13 protein-coding genes are annotated in these 17,502 nt (G+C 65.8%); 4 read left to right on the plus strand and 9 right to left on the minus strand.

Annotation, left to right across the window (positions count from 1 at the left end):
- Nucleotides 1-73: 73 nt before the first annotated feature.
- The 4 genes from KMZ29_RS00365 to trxA all read left to right on the plus strand — a co-directional run bounded on the left by KMZ29_RS00365 (nt 74) and on the right by trxA (nt 7,945).
- Nucleotides 74-796: a nucleotidyltransferase family protein gene (locus KMZ29_RS00365; protein ID WP_215621988.1), complete on the plus strand. Its 723-nt coding sequence runs from the start codon at nt 74-76 to the stop codon at nt 794-796.
- 85 nt (nt 797-881) lie between these two features.
- Nucleotides 882-4,037: a double-strand break repair protein AddB gene (gene addB / locus KMZ29_RS00370; protein WP_215621989.1), complete on the plus strand. Its 3,156-nt coding sequence runs from the start codon at nt 882-884 to the stop codon at nt 4,035-4,037.
- The gene (gene addA / locus KMZ29_RS00375) at nt 4,031-7,525 is read left to right on the plus strand and encodes a double-strand break repair helicase AddA (RefSeq protein ID WP_369810059.1); all 3,495 of its coding nucleotides are present in this window, start codon (nt 4,031-4,033) and stop codon (nt 7,523-7,525) included. The genes addB and addA overlap by 7 nt, the downstream gene beginning before the upstream one ends.
- 99 nt (nt 7,526-7,624) lie before the next feature.
- A complete protein-coding gene (gene trxA, locus KMZ29_RS00380; RefSeq protein ID WP_016847387.1) occupies nt 7,625-7,945 on the plus strand; it encodes a thioredoxin in 321 nt (106 codons plus the stop codon).
- Nucleotides 7,946-8,065: 120 nt separating this feature from the next.
- Here the strand turns inward: trxA and KMZ29_RS00385 are convergent, their stop codons facing one another.
- The 9 genes from KMZ29_RS00385 to rpsA all read right to left on the minus strand — a co-directional run bounded on the left by KMZ29_RS00385 (nt 8,066) and on the right by rpsA (nt 17,326).
- A complete protein-coding gene (locus tag KMZ29_RS00385) occupies nt 8,066-9,409 on the minus strand; it encodes a bifunctional folylpolyglutamate synthase/dihydrofolate synthase (RefSeq protein ID WP_249779799.1) in 1,344 nt (447 codons plus the stop codon).
- Nucleotides 9,406-10,347: an acetyl-CoA carboxylase, carboxyltransferase subunit beta gene (gene accD / locus KMZ29_RS00390; protein ID WP_215621990.1), complete on the minus strand. Its 942-nt coding sequence runs from the start codon at nt 10,345-10,347 to the stop codon at nt 9,406-9,408. The genes KMZ29_RS00385 and accD overlap by 4 nt, the downstream gene beginning before the upstream one ends.
- A gap of 218 nt (nt 10,348-10,565) precedes the next feature.
- On the minus strand, nt 10,566-11,402 hold the full coding sequence (gene trpA, locus KMZ29_RS00395; RefSeq protein ID WP_215621991.1) for a tryptophan synthase subunit alpha: 837 nt from the start codon (nt 11,400-11,402) through the stop codon (nt 10,566-10,568).
- A complete protein-coding gene (gene trpB, locus KMZ29_RS00400; protein WP_215621992.1) occupies nt 11,399-12,616 on the minus strand; it encodes a tryptophan synthase subunit beta in 1,218 nt (405 codons plus the stop codon). The genes trpA and trpB overlap by 4 nt, the downstream gene beginning before the upstream one ends.
- Complete coding sequence (locus tag KMZ29_RS00405) at nt 12,613-13,272, minus strand: phosphoribosylanthranilate isomerase (protein ID WP_215621993.1); 660 nt, start codon at nt 13,270-13,272, stop codon at nt 12,613-12,615. The genes trpB and KMZ29_RS00405 overlap by 4 nt, the downstream gene beginning before the upstream one ends.
- A gap of 54 nt (nt 13,273-13,326) precedes the next feature.
- On the minus strand, nt 13,327-13,719 hold the full coding sequence (locus KMZ29_RS00410) for a LapA family protein (protein WP_215621994.1): 393 nt from the start codon (nt 13,717-13,719) through the stop codon (nt 13,327-13,329).
- A gap of 81 nt (nt 13,720-13,800) precedes the next feature.
- On the minus strand, nt 13,801-14,106 hold the full coding sequence (locus tag KMZ29_RS00415) for an integration host factor subunit beta (RefSeq protein WP_215604210.1): 306 nt from the start codon (nt 14,104-14,106) through the stop codon (nt 13,801-13,803).
- A 172-nt stretch (nt 14,107-14,278) separates the two neighbouring features.
- Nucleotides 14,279-15,259 carry a signal peptide peptidase SppA gene (gene sppA / locus KMZ29_RS00420; protein WP_215621995.1) on the minus strand — a complete coding sequence of 327 codons (981 nt, stop codon included), beginning with the start codon at nt 15,257-15,259 and terminating at the stop codon, nt 14,279-14,281.
- A 363-nt stretch (nt 15,260-15,622) separates the two neighbouring features.
- Complete coding sequence (rpsA, locus tag KMZ29_RS00425; RefSeq protein ID WP_215621996.1) at nt 15,623-17,326, minus strand: 30S ribosomal protein S1; 1,704 nt, start codon at nt 17,324-17,326, stop codon at nt 15,623-15,625.
- Between the last annotated feature and the right edge of the window lie 176 nt (nt 17,327-17,502).

Raw genomic sequence — 17,502 nt, forward strand, 5'->3', positions numbered from 1 at the left:
GCTCCATGCGCGGTACGAATCGCCGTGATATGATCCGAAACACCAACGACAACCCTTCGAGAAGTCCCTGAAAATGTCCGTCAAACCCTCAAAGGCCATGGTCCTCGCCGCCGGCCTTGGCCTGCGCATGCGCCCCTTGACGGACAAGATGCCGAAGCCGCTGGTTCGCGTCGCCGGCCGCGCCTTGCTCGATCATGTGCTCGACAAGCTCGGCGAGGCCGGCGTCAGCGAGGCCGTCGTCAACGTGCATTATCTACCAGACCAGATCATCGATCACACCGCCGGACGGAAGCAGCCCCGCGTGATCATTTCGGACGAACGCGACCAGGTGCTCGGCACCGGCGGCGGCGTCGTCAAGGCGTTGCCGCTGCTCGGCGACGCCCCGTTTTTCCATGTCAACGCCGACACCCTGTGGATCGACGGCGTGCGGCCGAACCTGGCGCGGCTGGCGGAAGCCTTCGACCCTTCGCGCATGGATATCCTGCTGCTGATGGCGCCGACCACGAGCAGCATCGGCTATGGCGGCCGCGGCGACTACGCCATGCTGCCGGACGGCGCGCTGCGCAAGCGCCGGGAGCATCAGGTCGTCCCCTTCGTCTATGCGGGTGCTGCGATCATGTCGCCGGCGCTGTTCGCCGGCGCGCCGGCGGGCGAATTCTCGCTGACGAGAATGTTCGACCGCGCCAATGAACAGGAGCGGCTGTTCGGCCTGCGGCTGGACGGCGTCTGGATGCATGTCGGAACCCCCGACGCGGTCGAGGCGGCGGAAGAGGCGTTTCTCGAAAGCGTGGCCTGAGGCATCCGTCGTCCCGGCCAATTAAGAGTCGCACCCAAAATGCCGCCCATGCCATGATGCGCCCTGATCCCGAATCAGGAAGCCCATGCGCGTTTTCAGCGTTCCCGTCTCGGCGCCGTTGCTGCGCTCCGTCATTGCCGCGCTGGTCGATGGCAGGCTCGTCGACGGCTTCGAGGCGCGCCGCGATCCGGCGAGGCTGGCGCAGGCGACGCTGTATCTGCCGACCCTGCGCGCCGGACGCATGGCGCGGGAAATCTTTCTCGATGAACTGAAGACCGACGCGGTGGTGCTGCCGCGCATCGTGGCGCTCGGCGACATCGACGAGGACGAACTGGCGTTCGCGCAGGCGACCTCGCCCGGATCGGCGGCGCTGGAAATTCCCCCCGCCATGGATGGACTGCAGCGCCGCCTGCTGCTGGCGCAACTGATCGCTTTATGGGCGAAGCGGATCAGGCCCGCCGATGCGGCGCAGGCGCCGCTGGTGACCGGCGGGCCGGCGTCCACGCTGGCGCTGGCCGACGACCTGGCGCGGCTGATGGACGACATGGTGACCCGCAAGGTCGAATGGTCGGATCTCGACGGGCTGGTGCCGGATGCGCTCGACCGATACTGGCAGCTGACGCTGCAATTCCTCGATGTTGCGAAGACCGCATGGCCCGCGATCCTCGGCGCCCATGGCAGGATCGAGCCGGCGGCGCGGCGCGACCTGTTGATCGAAGCCGAAACCGCGCGCCTGACCGCGCATCACGATGGCCCGGTGATTGCGGCCGGCTCGACCGGATCGATGCCGTCGACCGCAAGACTGTTGCACGCGGTCGCCGCCCTGCCGCAAGGCGCGGTGGTGTTGCCGGGGCTCGATACCGATCTCGACGGCGACGCCTGGCAATTGATCGGCGGCGTCATCGACGCGCAGGGCAAATACACCGCTCCCCCGGCGTCGAACCATCCGCAATACGCCATGCACGCGCTGCTCGAGCGATTCGGCATCAGGCGCAGCGATGTCGAAATCCTCGGCGAGCCGTCGCCGCACGGGCGCGATGTGCTGGTCTCCGAAGCGATGCGGCCGTCGAATGCATCTGCGCAATGGCATCGGCGGCTGGCCGAGCCGGAGGTTTCGGAAAAAATTTCGAACGGCATGGCCAATCTCGCCGTCATCGAGGCGGCCAATCCCGAGATGGAGGCGCTCGCGATTGCCGTCGCGATGCGCGAGGCGCGGCATCAGAACAAGTCGGCGGCGCTGGTGACGCCGGATCGCGCGCTGGCGCGGCGCGTGATCGCGGCACTCGGCCGCTGGAATCTCGAATTCGACGATTCCGGCGGCGACGCGCTGACCGATACACCGGCTGGAATCTTCGCCCGCCTCGCCGCGGAGGCGGCGGCGCGCGGGCTGGAGCCGCCGACACTGCTGGCGCTGTTGAAACATCCGCTGTGCCGGCTCGGCGGCGCACAGGGCGCTTTCAAGAACGCCGTCGAGGCGCTCGAACTGGCGCTGTTGCGCGGCACCCGTCCGCAGGCCGGCAGCGGCGGGCTGGCGCACGATTTCGCCCGCTTCCGCCAGGAGCTCGCCAAGCTCCGCAACGGCGAGTTGTCCTCGCTGCACCGTGCCGAGCCCCGGGCCGGGCTCAACGACGAGGAACTCGATTCGGCGCAAGGGCTGATCGGGGCCTTGCAGAAGGCGCTTGTCCCGCTCGAAAGTATCAGCGCGTCAAAGCCCCATGATTTTGCCGAGCTGGCAAAACGCCATCGCGACGTCCTGATCGAGCTGTCGCGCGACCAGCACGGCGTCGCGGTCGGCTTCGAAGGCCTGCAAGGATCTGCGCTGGCGTCCGCGTTCGACGACCTGCTCGGCAGCCAGGCTCCAAGCGGCCTGATGGTCGAACTCGGCGACTATCCGGAAGTATTCCAGACCGCGTTCGGCGACCGCATCGTGCGGCGGCCGGAATCGGCGCGCGCCCAGCTCCACATCTATGGCCAGTTGGAAGCGCGGCTGACGCAGTCCGACCGCGTCATTCTCGGCGGGCTGGTCGAAGGCGTCTGGCCGCCGGCGCCGCGGATCGATCCGTGGCTGAGCCGGCCGATGCGGCACGAACTCGGACTCGATTTGCCGGAGCGGCGCATCGGCCTCTCCGCACACGATTTTGCGCAATTGCTCGGCGCCGACGACGTCATCCTCAGCCATGCCGCCAAGATCGGCGGCGCGCCGGCGGTGGCCTCGCGCTTCCTGCACCGGCTCGAGGCGGTGGCGGGCGAGGAACGCTGGAAAGCCGCCAGGGCCGCCGGCGAAAAATATGTCGGTTTTGCCGATCGGCTCGACAGCCCCGACAAGGTCGAGCCGGTCCAGCAGCCCGCGCCAAGACCGCCGCGCGCGGTCAGGCCGCTGAAGCTGTCGGTCACCGCGATTGAGGACTGGCTGCGCGATCCCTATACGATCTACGCGAAATACATTCTGAAGCTTGCGGCGCTCGATCCCGTCGACATGCCGCTGTCAGCCGCCGACCGCGGCTCGGCGATCCACGATGCGCTCGGCGAATTCACCCAGAAATTTGCCACGGCGCTGCCCGACGATACCGAGCGGACCTTGCGCGGCATTGGCGAGAAATATTTCACACCATTGATGGAGCGCCCCGAGGCACGGGCGCTGTGGTGGCCCCGATTCCAGCGCATCGCCCGATGGTTTGCGGACTGGGAGACCGTGCGGCGCGGCAATGTCAGCGCCATCGACGCCGAGATCAGGGGCGAGATTGCGATTCCGCTCGACAATGCGCGCAGCTTTGTGCTGTCGGCGCGCGCCGACCGGATCGAACGCCGCCACGACGGCACGTTCGCCATCCTCGACTACAAGACCGGACAGCCGCCGACCGGCAAGCAGGTGCGGATGGGGCTGTCGCCGCAGCTGACGCTGGAGGCGGCGATCCTGCGCGAGGGCGGTTTCGACGGCATCGACGCAGGCTCGTCGGTCGGGGAACTCGTCTATGTCCGCCTCAGCGGCAACAATCCGCCGGGCGAACAAAGGGTGCTGGAGCTGAAGATCAATCAGCGCGATGTGCCGCAGCCGCCCGATGACGCCGCCGACGAAGCACGCAACAAGCTCGAAAACCTGATCCGCGCCTTCGAGGACGAGAGCCAGGCCTATACTTCGCTCAATCTGTCGATGTGGTCGAACCGCTACGGCAGCTACGACGATCTCGCCCGCATCAAGGAATGGTCCGCGGCCGGCGGGCTGGGGATCGAGGAATGGTGATGGCGCCGCGCCCCATCCCCCCCGCCGTCCGCGCCACCCAGGCGCGCGCGTCCGATCCTGGGGCTTCCGCATTCGTTTCCGCCAATGCCGGTTCGGGCAAGACCCATGTGCTGGTGCAGCGGGTGATCCGGCTGCTGCTGGCGCGCGTGCCGCCGGAAAGAATCCTCTGCATCACCTTCACCAAGGCCGCCGCGGCCAACATGGCGGAGCGGGTGTTCTCCACTCTCGGCCACTGGGTCACGCTCGACGACGACGCGCTCGACGCCGCGATCGTCGAAGCGGGAATCGCGCGGCCCGATGCCGATTTGAGGATGCGCGCCCGCGAACTGTTCGCGTCCGCGCTGGAAACGCCGGGCGGGCTGAAGGTGCAGACCATCCACGCGTTGTGCACCCGGCTGCTGCAGCAATTCCCCTTCGAGGCCAATGTGCCGGCGCGCTTTGCGGTACTCGACGACCGCGACCAGACCGAGATGATGGAGCGCGCCAATCTCGCAGTGCTGCTGGAAGCGTCGCGCGATCCCGACAGCGCCGCCGGGCGCGCCCTGATGACCGCCATGGCCAGCGCCGCCGACGTCACCTTCAAGGACGTCGTGCGCGAGGCCTGTCTCAGCCGCGATCACTTCATGGCCTGGACCGACAGCGCCGGTTCCGCCGACGCGGCCGCCGCGCAAGTGTCGGCCGCGCTCGGCGTCGATCCCGGCGACACCATCGAAGATGTCGAACGCGAGATTGTCGAGGGGCCCTATCTTCGGCGAACGGGATGGGAAGAGATCGCCGCCGCACTCGACACCGGCAGTAAATCCGATCAGGACCAGGCAGCCAGGCTACGCGCGGCGCTGGTTTCTTCCGGCGCCACGCAGGTCGACGAATATCTCGGTGTTTTCCTGACCGACGAGCGCAACCCCCGCAAAACCGTGGTGACCAAACGGTTCGCCGCCAAGAACCCGGCGATCGGGCGTTTGTTCGAAGCCGAAATCCTCCGCATCGAACCGCTGATCGAGCGGCGCCGCGCGGTCACCGCGCGCGACCGCACACAAGCCCTGCTGCACATCGCCACCGCGGCGGCGGCGAATTACCGGCGCGAGAAGCAGGAACGCGGCCTGCTCGACTATGACGATCTGATCGACAAGACGCTGGCGATGCTGGACGGCGGCGCGTCGGCCTGGGTGCATTACAAGCTCGACCGCGGCGTCGACCATGTGCTGATCGACGAGGCGCAGGACACCAGCCCCCGGCAGTGGGACATCGTCGACCACATCATTTCCGAATTCACCGCCGGCGAGGGCGCGCGTGACGGCGTCGTCCGCACGGTGTTCGCGGTCGGCGACGAGAAGCAGTCGATCTTTTCGTTCCAGGGCGCGGCGCCACGGGAATTCGATACACGTCGCAGATTGCTGCACAGGAAGTTCGAGGCCGCCGGACTGAAATTCGATCCGGTGTCGTTCAACTATTCGTTCCGGTCGGGGGCGGCGATCCTGCAATCCGTCGATCATGTGTTTCGCGATCAGGAGATCTACGGCAGCATCCATTCGGTCGAGACGGGTTACCCGATCCACCATTCGCTCGCCGACGCCGGGCCCAGCCTGATCGATCTCTGGGAACTGGCGGAAGCCGACGACCGGCAGGACATCGAGGGCTGGCGCGCGCCGTTCGACGGCGTGTCCGTGACCAGTCCGGAAGTGAAGCTTTCAAAACGGATCCAGGCCGAGATCAAAACGCTGATCGAAAGCGGCACCATGACCGGCCACGCCGGCAAGCGCCGCCCGCTGCGCTACGGCGACATGCTGGTGCTGGTGCGGCGGCGCGGCAACGCCTTCGACGCCGTGATCCAGGCGCTGAAGCATGCCAATATCCCGGTCGCCGGCGCCGACCGGCTGAAATTGACCGAGCATATCGCGATCATCGACCTGATGAACCTGGCCGACGCGCTGCTACTGCCGCAGGACGACCTCGCGCTCGCGGTGGCGCTGAAGAGCCCGCTGTTCGGCCTTTCCGACGACGACCTGTTCGCACTGGCGTGGCAGCGCAAGGGATCGCTGCGCGGCGCCTTGAGTCTTCACGCCGCAAGCAACGGAAAGTTCGCGGATGCGCTGAAGCGTCTCGAAGAATGCGAGCGCCGCTGTGCCGCGGGAACGCCGTTTGCGTTCTATGCCTGGCTGCTCGGCGGCGACGGCGGCCGCAAGCGGATCCTGAGGCGGCTCGGCCATGAAGCCAATGACGCGCTCGACGAATTTCTCGAACTGGCGCTTGGCTATGAGCGCAAGGCGCCGGCCTCGCTGCAGGGCTTCATGGCGTGGCTGCGCGCGGCCGACACCGAAGTGAAGCGCGACATGGAAATCACGCGCGACGAAGTCCGCGTCATGACGGTGCACGGCGCCAAGGGACTGGAGGCGCCGGTCGTGTTCCTGGTCGACACCACGTCGTCGCCGTCCGATACGCAGCGCCTGAAACTCATCCATCTGCCGCAGGACAATGCGGCGTCGCATGCACCCGGCGTCGTGGTCTGGGCCGGCAGGAAGGCCGACGATCCCGCGGAGGTCGCGGCGGCCCGCGAGGCGATGCTGGCCGAAACCGAGGATGAGTACCGCCGCCTGCTGTATGTGGCGATGACGCGCGCGGCCGACCGCCTGATCGTCGGCGGCTGCATGCCGGGCAACATGAACAATGTGCGCAGGAATTCCTGGTACGATTTGATCGTCAAGGGCCTCGAAAATTCCGGGCTGCAGTTGCAGGAGATCGAGCGAACTGACGGCGTGGTGAAACGCTACGCGCGGCCTGAGGACGTCACGGCTTCCACAGCCGCGGCTGCGGCTCCAGCGGCAGTCGCCCGGGCCGAGTTGCCCGCCTGGTTGCGCGCGCCGGCGCCTGCGGAACCAGCCGCCGACAACCTGCTGCGCCCGTCCGACCCCGCCGCGGACGAGAGCCATCCGGTCCGGTCAGGCGAATCCATCCAGTTGCGCGCGCGGGCGCTGTTGCGCGGCACGCTGGTGCACCGGCTGCTGCAATCCCTGCCCGACGTCACAGCCGAGCGCCGCCGCGACGCGGCGCTGCGCTACCTCGCCCGCAACGCCGGCGACTGGAGCGACGGCGACCGCGAGGCGCTGGCGGAAGCCATGCTGGCGCTGATCGGGGATTCGCGTTTTGCGCCGGTGTTCGCGCCCGACAGCCGCGCCGAGGTTTCGATCGCGGGACGTCTGGAGCGGCCGGGACGGCCGCCGGCCCTGGTTTCGGGGCAGATCGACCGGCTGGTGGTGACACCGGCCGAGGTCCTGATCGTCGACTACAAGACCAACCACGCCCCGCCGGCCGTAGAGGCCGGGGCGCCGTCCGGCTATGTCCGGCAGCTCGCCCTCTACCGGGCGGTGTTGCGCAAGCTTTATCCCCAGCGGCCGGTCCGGGCCGCGCTGCTTTGGACCGAAACCCCTGATTTGATGGAGATTTCTCCCCCCGCGCTGGACGCGCAGCTCGCATCCATCATCTCGGCGTGAGCGAGCTTGACCGGGCAAGATCGCGTTCATAGGTTGGCCATATCATCCCAAGCGCGATTCTCAACCGCGCTCTCCAACCAACCCGAACGAGGTATTCCCATGGCCGTTGGCAAGGTTTCTGACGCCGATTTCGAAGCCGAAGTGCTCAAGGCGACCGGCCCGGTCGTGGTCGATTTCTGGGCCGAGTGGTGCGGCCCCTGCCGCATGATCGCGCCCGCGCTTGACGAGATTTCCGGCGCGATGGGCGACAAGGTCAAGATCGTGAAGCTGAACGTCGACGAGAGCCCGAAGACGGCCTCGAAGTATGGCGTGATGTCGATCCCGACTTTGATGATCTTCAAGGGCGGCGAGATGGCCTCGCGCCAGGTCGGCGCCGCGCCGAAGGCGAAGCTGCAGCAGTGGATCACCGCCGCGGTCTGAGCCGCTTCCCGCGTAACGATCATTCTGAAAGCGGCCGGCTCATCGCCGGCCGTTTTGTTTTGCGTCACCGATCCACCCGGTCGCCAGCGCAATGGCGGCAAAGCGCATCGAGCTGTCGACCTATCCCGGCGGCGGGCCGTTGAGGCCAAGCACATGTCCCGCGAGATACAGCGACCCCGTGATCAGGATGCGCGGCGGCACCTCGTAGGCGAGGCGGGTGAGCGAACGCAAGGCGGCTTCGACACTGCCTAACGTTTCCACCCGCATGCCGAGGGCACGCGCGGCGTCCGCCAGCCGGTCCGGCGGCATGGCGTTGTCGCGATCCGGGATCTGCACCGCGATGATGTGGCGGGTCAGTCCGGCGAAATTGGCAAGAAACCCGGCCGCATCCTTGTTGGCCATCATGCCGACGATGACCACCAGCGGACGCGACACCCGCTCCTCGAGATCGCCGAGGGCTGCGGCGACGACACGTCCGCCCTCGGCATTGTGTCCGCCGTCGAGCCATATCTCGCAATCCAGCGGCGCCTGGTCCACCAGCGCGCCTGCCGCCAGCCGCTGCATCCGCGCCGGCCATTCGGCGCCGACGATGCCGGCCTCGAACGCCGCGGGATCGATCTTCAAGGTATCCAATGCACGCAGCGTGGCGATGGCGAGGCCGGCATTGTCGAACTGATGCCGGCCGAACAGTTTCGGCGCCGCCAGATCCATCAAGCCGCGTTCGTCCTGATAGACCAGGCGTCCACGCTCGACATTGACGTGCCACTCCTGCCCGGCCCGGTACAGCGGCGCATGCATGCGCCTGGCCTGTTGTTCGATGATGGCGATGGCCTCCGGCGCCTGCTCGGCACAGACCACCGGCACGTTGCGCTTGACGATGCCGACCTTTTCGCGGGCGATCGTCATCAGGGTTTGCCCAAGAAATTCGGTGTGATCCATGCTGACCGGCGCAATCACGGTCGCCATCGGAGCCTCGACCACATTGGTGGCGTCGAGCCGCCCGCCGAGACCGACTTCCAGCAGCACCACGTCGGCCGGATGCTGCGCGAACAGGCAAAATGCCGCCGCGGTTTCAATTTCAAAGATGGTGATGGGAGCGCCCGCATTGGCGCGCTCGCAATGTTCCAGCGCGGCGCGCAGCTCTTCATCGCCGACCAGGGCGCCGCCGCCGGCTGCGCCTAAGCGATAGCATTCATTGAGCCGCACCAGATAGGGCGAGGTGTAGGCGTGGACGCGCAGGTTGGCCGCTTCCAGGATCGCGCGCAGATACGCGATGGTCGAGCCCTTGCCATTGGTGCCGGCGACGTGGATCACCGGCGGCAGTTGGCGCTCGGGATGATCGAGCCGCTGCAGCAGCCGCTGCATCCGCTCGAGGTCGAGATCGATGCGCTTCGGATGCAGCGCCGACAACCGCGCGATCAGCTCGCCGAGCGGCTGGTCCCGTTTTGCCGCGGGCGCGTTCACGCGTGAGGTACGGCCGGCGCCACATCCGCGCCCGATACGATCGGAGCCGCGGCGGCGACCTCGGCTGCGGGCTTCGCGGCGGTTTCGACCGCCGGCGATTTCGTCAGCAGCCGGCAGAGCCGCGCCAAAGTCGGGCGCAGATCGTGACGGTGCACGACCATGTCGACCATGCCGTGGTCTTTCAGGTATTCCGCGCGCTGAAACCCTTCCGGCAATTTCTCGCGGATGGTCTGCTCGATGACGCGGGCGCCGGCGAAGCCGATCAGCGCACCGGGCTCGGCGATCTGCACGTCGCCCAGCATCGCATAGGAGGCGGTGACGCCGCCGGTGGTCGGATTGGTCAGCACCACGATATAGGGCTGTTTCACCTCACGCAGCATCTGCACGCCGACGGTCGTGCGCGGCATCTGCATCAGGGATAGGATGCCTTCCTGCATGCGGGCGCCGCCGGAGGCCGCAAAGACGATGAACGGCGATTTCTTCTCGACCGCGAGCTCGAGCCCGCGCACGATCGCTTCACCGGCGGCCATGCCGAGCGAGCCGCCCATGAAATCGAAATCCTGCACCGCGATCACGACGCCGGCGCCCTCGAGCTTGCCGTAGCCGACCTTGATGGCGTCGTTCAGCCCGGTCCGGGCGCGGGCATCCTTGATGCGGTCGGCATATTTGCGCTCGTCGCGGAATTTCAGCGGATCGGCGGTCACCTCGGGCAACGCCACGTCGAACCAGGTCTCGTTGTCGAAGATCGATTTCAGCCGCGCCACCGCGCCCATGCGCATGTGGTAGTTCGAGCCGGGAATTACGAACTGGTTGGCCTCGACGTCCTTGTAGAACACGAGCTGCCCGGAATCGGGGCACTTGATCCACAAATTCTCCGGCGTTTCGCGGCGCAGGATGCTGCGGATCTTCGGCCGGACGACGTTGGTGAGCCAATTCATGTTTCGCTCCGAAATGCGGTCAAATACGCATCGTTAGCGCATGATCCGCCAAAGTGTGAGCGGTTTGGCGAAAGATCATGCGCTCACTTCAATAGTTTAGAGCGCGATCGGACGCAAAACCGGAATCCACTTTTGCTGATCGCGCTCTGAATTATATGGCGGCCCGGTCGTTACCCGGCAAGTCGCCGCCGACGGTCTATCTCGCCTGCAATTGTGGCTTATTCCGCAGCCTGTTTGGCTCCCCGCACGCCCTGCGCCAGGGCTGCCACGAGATCGGCCACCGCGGTCACCGTTTTCGCGGTCGCGTGGCCCTGGGCATCGAGGCTGGCGGCCAGGGCATCGACCAGCGCGGTGCCGACCACCGCGCCGTCGGCGTTCTCGGCGATGCCGCGCGCCGCTTCCGGGGTCCGGATGCCGAAGCCGACGCAAACCGGCAATTGGGTGTGCCGCTTGATCCGGGCAACCGCCTCGCCGACCACGGCGGTATTGGCGCTGGCGCTGCCGGTGATGCCGGTGATCGAGACGTAATAGACAAAGCCCGACGTATTCGCGAGCACCGCGGGCAGCCGCTTGTCGTCGGTGGTAGGCGTCGCCAGCCGGATGAAATTGAGCCCGGCCTGCATCGCCGGCAGGCACAATTCGACGTCTTCCTCCGGCGGCAGATCGACGATGATCAGGCCGTCGACCCCGGCGGACTTCGCATCGACCAGGAATTTATCGACGCCGTAGATATAGATCGGATTGTAATAGCCCATCAGCACCAGCGGCGTCGCGTTGTCCCCTTTGCGAAACTCGCGCACCATCGCCAGCGTTTTCCTCAGGGTCATGCCGGCCTTCAGCGCGCGCAAGCCGGCCGCCTGGATCGCCGGGCCGTCGGCCATCGGATCGGTGAAGGGCATGCCGATCTCGATGATGTCGGCTCCCGCCTTCGGCAGCGCCTTGACGATATCGAGCGAGGTCGCGGGATCGGGATCACCGGCCATCAGGAAGGTGATGAAGGCGGAGCGGCCTTGCTTCTTCAGCTCGGCAAAGCGTGCGTCGATGCGGGTGGTCATTTCTTCTTCCCCCGCAAAATGTCCGCCACCTGCGGAATGTCCTTGTCGCCGCGGCCGGAGAGATTGACCACCATCAGGTGATCCCTGGGACGCTTCGGCGCGAGCTCCATCACTTTGGCGATGGCGTGCGCGGGCTCCAGCGCCGGGATGATGCCTTCGAGCCGCGACAGCAGTTGAAATGCCGCCAGCGCCTCGTCATCGGTCGCCGACAGATAGGTCACCCGGCCGGTCTCATGCAGCCAGGAATGCTCCGGCCCGATGCCGGGATAATCCAGCCCCGCCGAGATCGAATGCGCGTCCTGGATCTGGCCGTCGTCGTCCATCAGCAAATAGGTGCGGTTGCCATGCAGCACGCCGGGCCGGCCGCCGGCGATCGACGCCGCATGCAACTGCGTCAGCCCGTGGCCGGCCGCCTCGACGCCGAAGATCTCGACGCCGGGATCGTCGAGGAACGGATGGAACAGCCCCATGGCGTTGGAACCGCCGCCGATGCAGGCGATCAGCGAATCCGGCAGGCGGCCCTCGGCCTCCTGCATCTGCACGCGGGTCTCGTCACCGATCACCGACTGGAAGTCGCGCACCATCATCGGATAGGGATGCGGACCGGCAACGGTGCCGATGCAGTAGAAGGTGTTGTGCACGTTGGTGACCCAGTCGCGCAGCGCATCGTTCATCGCGTCCTTCAGCGTGCGCGAGCCCGATTGCACAGGGACCACCCTGGCGCCCAGCATTTCCATGCGGATGACGTTGGGCTGCTGCCGCTCGACGTCGACCGCGCCCATATAGACGACACACTCGAGCCCGAACCGCGCGCACAAGGTCGCGGTGGCGACGCCATGCTGGCCGGCGCCGGTCTCGGCGATGATGCGCTTCTTGCCCATCCGCCGCGCCACCATGATCTGGCCGAGCACGTTGTTGACCTTGTGCGAGCCGGTGTGGTTCAGCTCCTCGCGCTTGAGATAGATTTTCGCGCCGCCGAGATGCTCGGTCAGGCGCTCGGCCAGATAGAGAGGCGACGGCCGGCCGACGTAGTGCTTGAGGTAGCCGTTCATTTCCGCCTGGAACGCCGGATCGGCCTTGGCGTCGGCATAGGCCTTTTCCAGATCGAGGATCAGCGGCATCAGCGTTTCCGCGACGAAGCGGCCGCCGAAAATGCCGAAATGGCCGCGCTCGTCGGGACCGCTGCGGAAGGAATTGGGTAAGGCTGGATTCATCGAATCATCAACTCTTCGGTGGCGCGCGCGGCGCGGATGAAGGCGCGGATCATCTCGGGGTCCTTGACGCCGGGCGTGCGCTCGACGCCCGAGGAAACATCGACGCCGCCGGCGCGGGTGACGCGCACGGCCTCCGCGACATTCCCGGCATGGAGACCGCCGGAGACCATGAACGGCAGTTTGAGGTCGAGATTTTCGAGCACATGCCAGTCGAATACCGCGCCGAGGCCGCCCGGACGTGTGGCGTGCTTGGGAGCACGGGCGTCGAACAGGATGCGGTCGGCGACGGCGGCATAGCCGGGCAACGGCACGAGATCGGCCGCGGTCTCGACCGGAAGCGCTTTCATGACCGGCAATCGGAAGGTCCGTTTGATGTCGCGCAGCCGCGCCACGGTTTCCTTGCCGTGCAGCTGCAGAATGTCGGGCTGCAGCACCTCGACGATATTGCCGAGCGTGGCGTCGTCGGCATCAACGGTGAGCGCCACCTTGACGGCGCGGCCCTTGGCCTGGCGGCCGAGATCACGCGCCGTCTCGAGAGAGAGATGCCGCGGTGACGGCGGAAAGAACACGAACCCTACCATGTCGGCGCCAGCCTGCAGCGCGACGTCGAGCGTCTCGCGCGTGGACAGGCCGCAAATTTTGACGAGCAGGGACATGGTTCCTTCGGGCAACGAAAACAGGGACTTTAAACCGGGCTGACGGGGCGGGTTCTACAACGTCGCGCCCTGCTTGTCTCGCCCGCCGGACCCGTAACCGCCGCCCTGCGTCAGCGCCGGAAGGCGCTGCGGATCGCCGCGCCAGGCCGCCTGGCTTGCGCGGAGATCGGCCAGTTGCGTCCGGGCCGCCCGCGCCTCGGCCTCGTGCTGACGCGCGGCGCGCCGCCAGTGGCGCTGCCGGAACCAGGTCGCGGAGCCGCCCGCCACCACGCCGAGGATCGCCACCGCGATGATGACGACGAACAGCGGCAGCGTCACCCCGACCGTCGGATAGGTCGAATTGAACGGGTCGAACGACACCGTCACCAGATGCCGGTTGGCGACCGCGAAGATGACGAAGAACAGGCCAAGGGGAATGACGACCAGAGCCGTGAGAAACTTTCGCATGACCATCTCTCGCGTTGACGGAGGCCCTTGGCCCATTCCGCTAGTGGCTTGCGAACCCCACGGCCAACCGGCGTAAAACGCCTACGCGCCGGCGTCGGAAGCCCCGCTGTCGCGGTTCAGCCGTTCGCGCATTTCCTTGCCGGTCTTGAAAAACGGAACGCTCTTCTGATCGACCGGCACATGCGCGCCGGTGCGCGGATTGCGGCCGGCGCGGGCGGGGCGATGCTTCACCGAGAACGCGCCGAAGCCGCGCAGCTCGACCCGGTCGCCGCGCGCCAGGGCTGCCACGATCTCATCGAGGATCGCGTTCACAATATTCTCGACATCCCGCTGGTAAAGATGCGGGTTGTGCTCGGCGATACGCTGAACAAGTTCGGATTTGATCATCGAGACTGGGACCCGGGAACGTGCGGATATCCATTTCCGTGAAAATACCTTGAACTGTCAAGACGCTAAATCAATTTTGGGCGGCGCGAAAAGGCGTGACAAACGGCCGGATTGGGGATTGTGACGATACCCGCAATGCGGGAGGACCGGACCGGCACCGGATTTTTACGGATCAATTGCCCCCCGCAGGTTGCCACAGCGCCAGCATTCCATCCAGACCGAGGCGATCGACGGCCTGGGCGAGGCCGGCGTGCTCGACCTGCCGCGCGATCGCGCTCAGGCCCAGCGCATCCAGCGTGATGGAAGCCGCGGTTCGCAGAAAAGTCAGGTCGCTGAGGTGCGGCGACAGTTTATAGTCGCGCACCGGCAGATCGGCCTTGACGCCCTTCTGCGCGACCAGCCACGCAATGGCGGTCTTCTCGTCGCCGAGCTGATCGACCATCTTGAGATCGAGCGCCTGGCGGCCGGTGAAGACCCGTCCGTCCGCGACCTTTTCGAGCAAGGCGTCGTCCATGCCGCGCCGGGATTTCACGAGGCCGCGAAACCATGCGTAGGAATCCTTCACCAGCGCATCCAGGGCTGCGCGCGCTTCCGGACTGGTCGGCTCGAACCCGTTGGGCGCTGCTTTCAGCGGCGAGGATTTCACTTCCTCGACCTTGACGCCGACGGTCTTCAACAGCTCGGTGAAATTCGGGTACTGGAACAGCACGCCGATCGAACCGACCAGCGAGCTTTGCTGCGCGACGATATGATCGGCCGCGATCGCGGTGATGTAGCCGCCCGACGCCGCCAGCCCCTCGACCACGACCACCATGGGCTTTTTGGCCTTCAGGCGCACCAGCGCGTCGTAGAGCTGCTCGGAGCCCGCGGTGGTGCCGCCGGGCGAATTGATGTGCACGACGACGGCCGCGGCGCGCGATTTTTCCAGCCGATCCAGCGCCTCGATGCGATCGTTGTTGCTGCGAATCAGGCCGTCGATATGAACCCGTGCAATCGATCCCGACGTCGTGAAGGTGCCGCGTCCGGCCGGCGTCGCGACCACGCCGACGGTGACGACGGCCGCGATCGCGACCACGGCGGCGACCACGCGCCAGAACGTCAGCTTGCGGCGTATCCGGCGGCGATCGACGATCACGTCTGAATCAAGCGACATCGAAAAATCTCCCAGCGAGCGGTCATGGAGGGATCGCACGGTGTTCTCCGCACAGCCCTAACATGTCGTGCCTCAATTACATCAATTGCGATGCAATATGAAGAAAACAAGGCCCCTTCTTCCTTCTCCCCTTGTGGGAGAAGGTGGCGCGCTTTGGAGCGCACTTGCGCTCCTGAGCGCGCCGGATGAGGGGTCTCTATCCACGGAGACATACCCCTCACCCGTCACGAACGCGCTCCGCGCCTTCGTGCCACCCTCTCCCACAAGGGGAGAGGGGAAAAGGAGCGGAGTCCGCTTCTCGAATCAACAAAAAGGCCCCGGTCGAAACCGGGGCCCGATTGATGAAGACGGAAAGCGCGAGGCCTACTTGTCGGTGCGCTGCTTGAGCGCGGTGCCGAGAATGTCGCCCAGCGTCGCCCCCGAATCGGAGGAGCCGTACTGCGCGATGGCTTCCTTCTCTTCGGCGACTTCCAGCGCCTTGATCGAGACCTGCACCTTGCGGGCCTTCTTGTCGAACTGGATCACCCGCGCATCGACCTTTTCGCCGACGGCGAAACGTTCGGCGCGCTGGTCGTTGCGATCACGGGCCAGTTCCGACCGCTTGATGAAGGTGGTGAAGTCGGTACCGGATATCTTGACCTCGATGCCGCTCTCCTTGACCTCGAGCACTTCGCAGGTCACGACCGCGCCCTTCTTGACGTCGCCCGGCTCGGCGAAGGGGTCGCCTTCGAGCTGCTTGACGCCGAGCGAGATGCGCTCCTTCTCGACATCGACGTCGAGCACCACGGCCTTGACCATGTCGCCCTTCTTGAAGTTGTCGATCACCTGCTCGCCCGGAAGCTTCCAGTCGAGATCGGACAGATGGACCATGCCGTCGACGTCGCCTTCGAGACCGAGGAACAGACCGAACTCGGTCTTGTTCTTGACCTCACCCTCGACCACCGAACCGACCGGGAACTTCTCGACGAACACTTCCCAGGGATTGCGCATGGTCTGCTTGAGGCCGAGCGAAATGCGGCGCTTGACCGAATCGACCTCGAGCACCTGCACTTCGACTTCCTGCGAGGTCGAAACGATCTTGCCGGGGTGCATGTTCTTCTTGGTCCACGACATTTCCGAGACGTGGATCAGGCCTTCGATGCCCGGTTCCAGTTCGACGAAAGCGCCGTAGTCGGTGATGTTGGTGACGCGGCCGGTGAAGCGCGCGTTCAGCGGATACTTGGCCTCGATGCCCTGCCACGGATCGTCCAGCAGCTGCTTCATGCCGAGCGAAATGCGGTGGGTCTCGTGGTTGATCTTGATGATCTTGACCTTCACGGTCTGGCCGATGGTGAGCACTTCGGTCGGGTGATTGACCCGGCGCCAGGCGATATCGGTGACGTGCAACAGGCCGTCGATGCCGCCGAGGTCGACGAACGCACCGTAGTCGGTGATGTTCTTGACGACGCCGTCGATCACCTGACCCTCTTCGAGGTTCTGCACCAGTTCCTGGCGCTGCTCGGCGCGGGTCTCTTCCAGAACCGTGCGGCGCGACACCACGATGTTGCCGCGGCGGCGATCCATCTTGAGGATCTGGAACGGCTGCGAATTGTTCATCAGGGGTGCGACGTCGCGGATCGGACGGATATCGACCTGGGAGCGCGGCAGGAACGCCACTGCGCCGTCGAGATCGACGGTGAAGCCGCCCTTGACCTGATTGAAGATGACGCCGTGCACCTTCTCGTTGTTGTTGAAGGCCTTCTCGAGCTTGCCCCAGCTTTCCTCGCGGCGCGCCTTGTCGCGCGACAGCACAGCTTCGCCGAGCGCATTCTCGATGCGGTCGAGAAACACCTCGACCTCGTCGCCGACCTTGAGATCGCTTTCGCGGCCGGGCCCTGCGAATTCGCGCAGCGCCACGCGGCCTTCGGTCTTCAGGCCGACGTCGATGACGGCCATGTCCTTCTCAATCGCAACTACCTTGCCCTTAATGACGGAGCTTTCCTGCAGATTGCCGCCGGCGAAGCTCTCGTCGAGCATCGCGGCAAAATCGTCGCGGGAAGGATTATATGAAGCAGCAGTCGAAGCCATTTGTTCTCCAGATGCGGGTAAAGCCGGCCATTCGGGTTAAAGGGCGTGTCGCGCGTGAAGTGTCAGGTTTCCGCAAACCCTGACGACCGCTATCCGCGAACAATTGCGAAAGCGGGCCGGCAGTATGACTGCACGTTCGATACGTTGATTGTGTCCGGGGCCTGAGCTTATCGATC

It is taken from the genome of Bradyrhizobium sediminis, assembly GCF_018736085.1.
GTDB lineage: Bacteria > Pseudomonadota > Alphaproteobacteria > Rhizobiales > Xanthobacteraceae > Bradyrhizobium > Bradyrhizobium sediminis.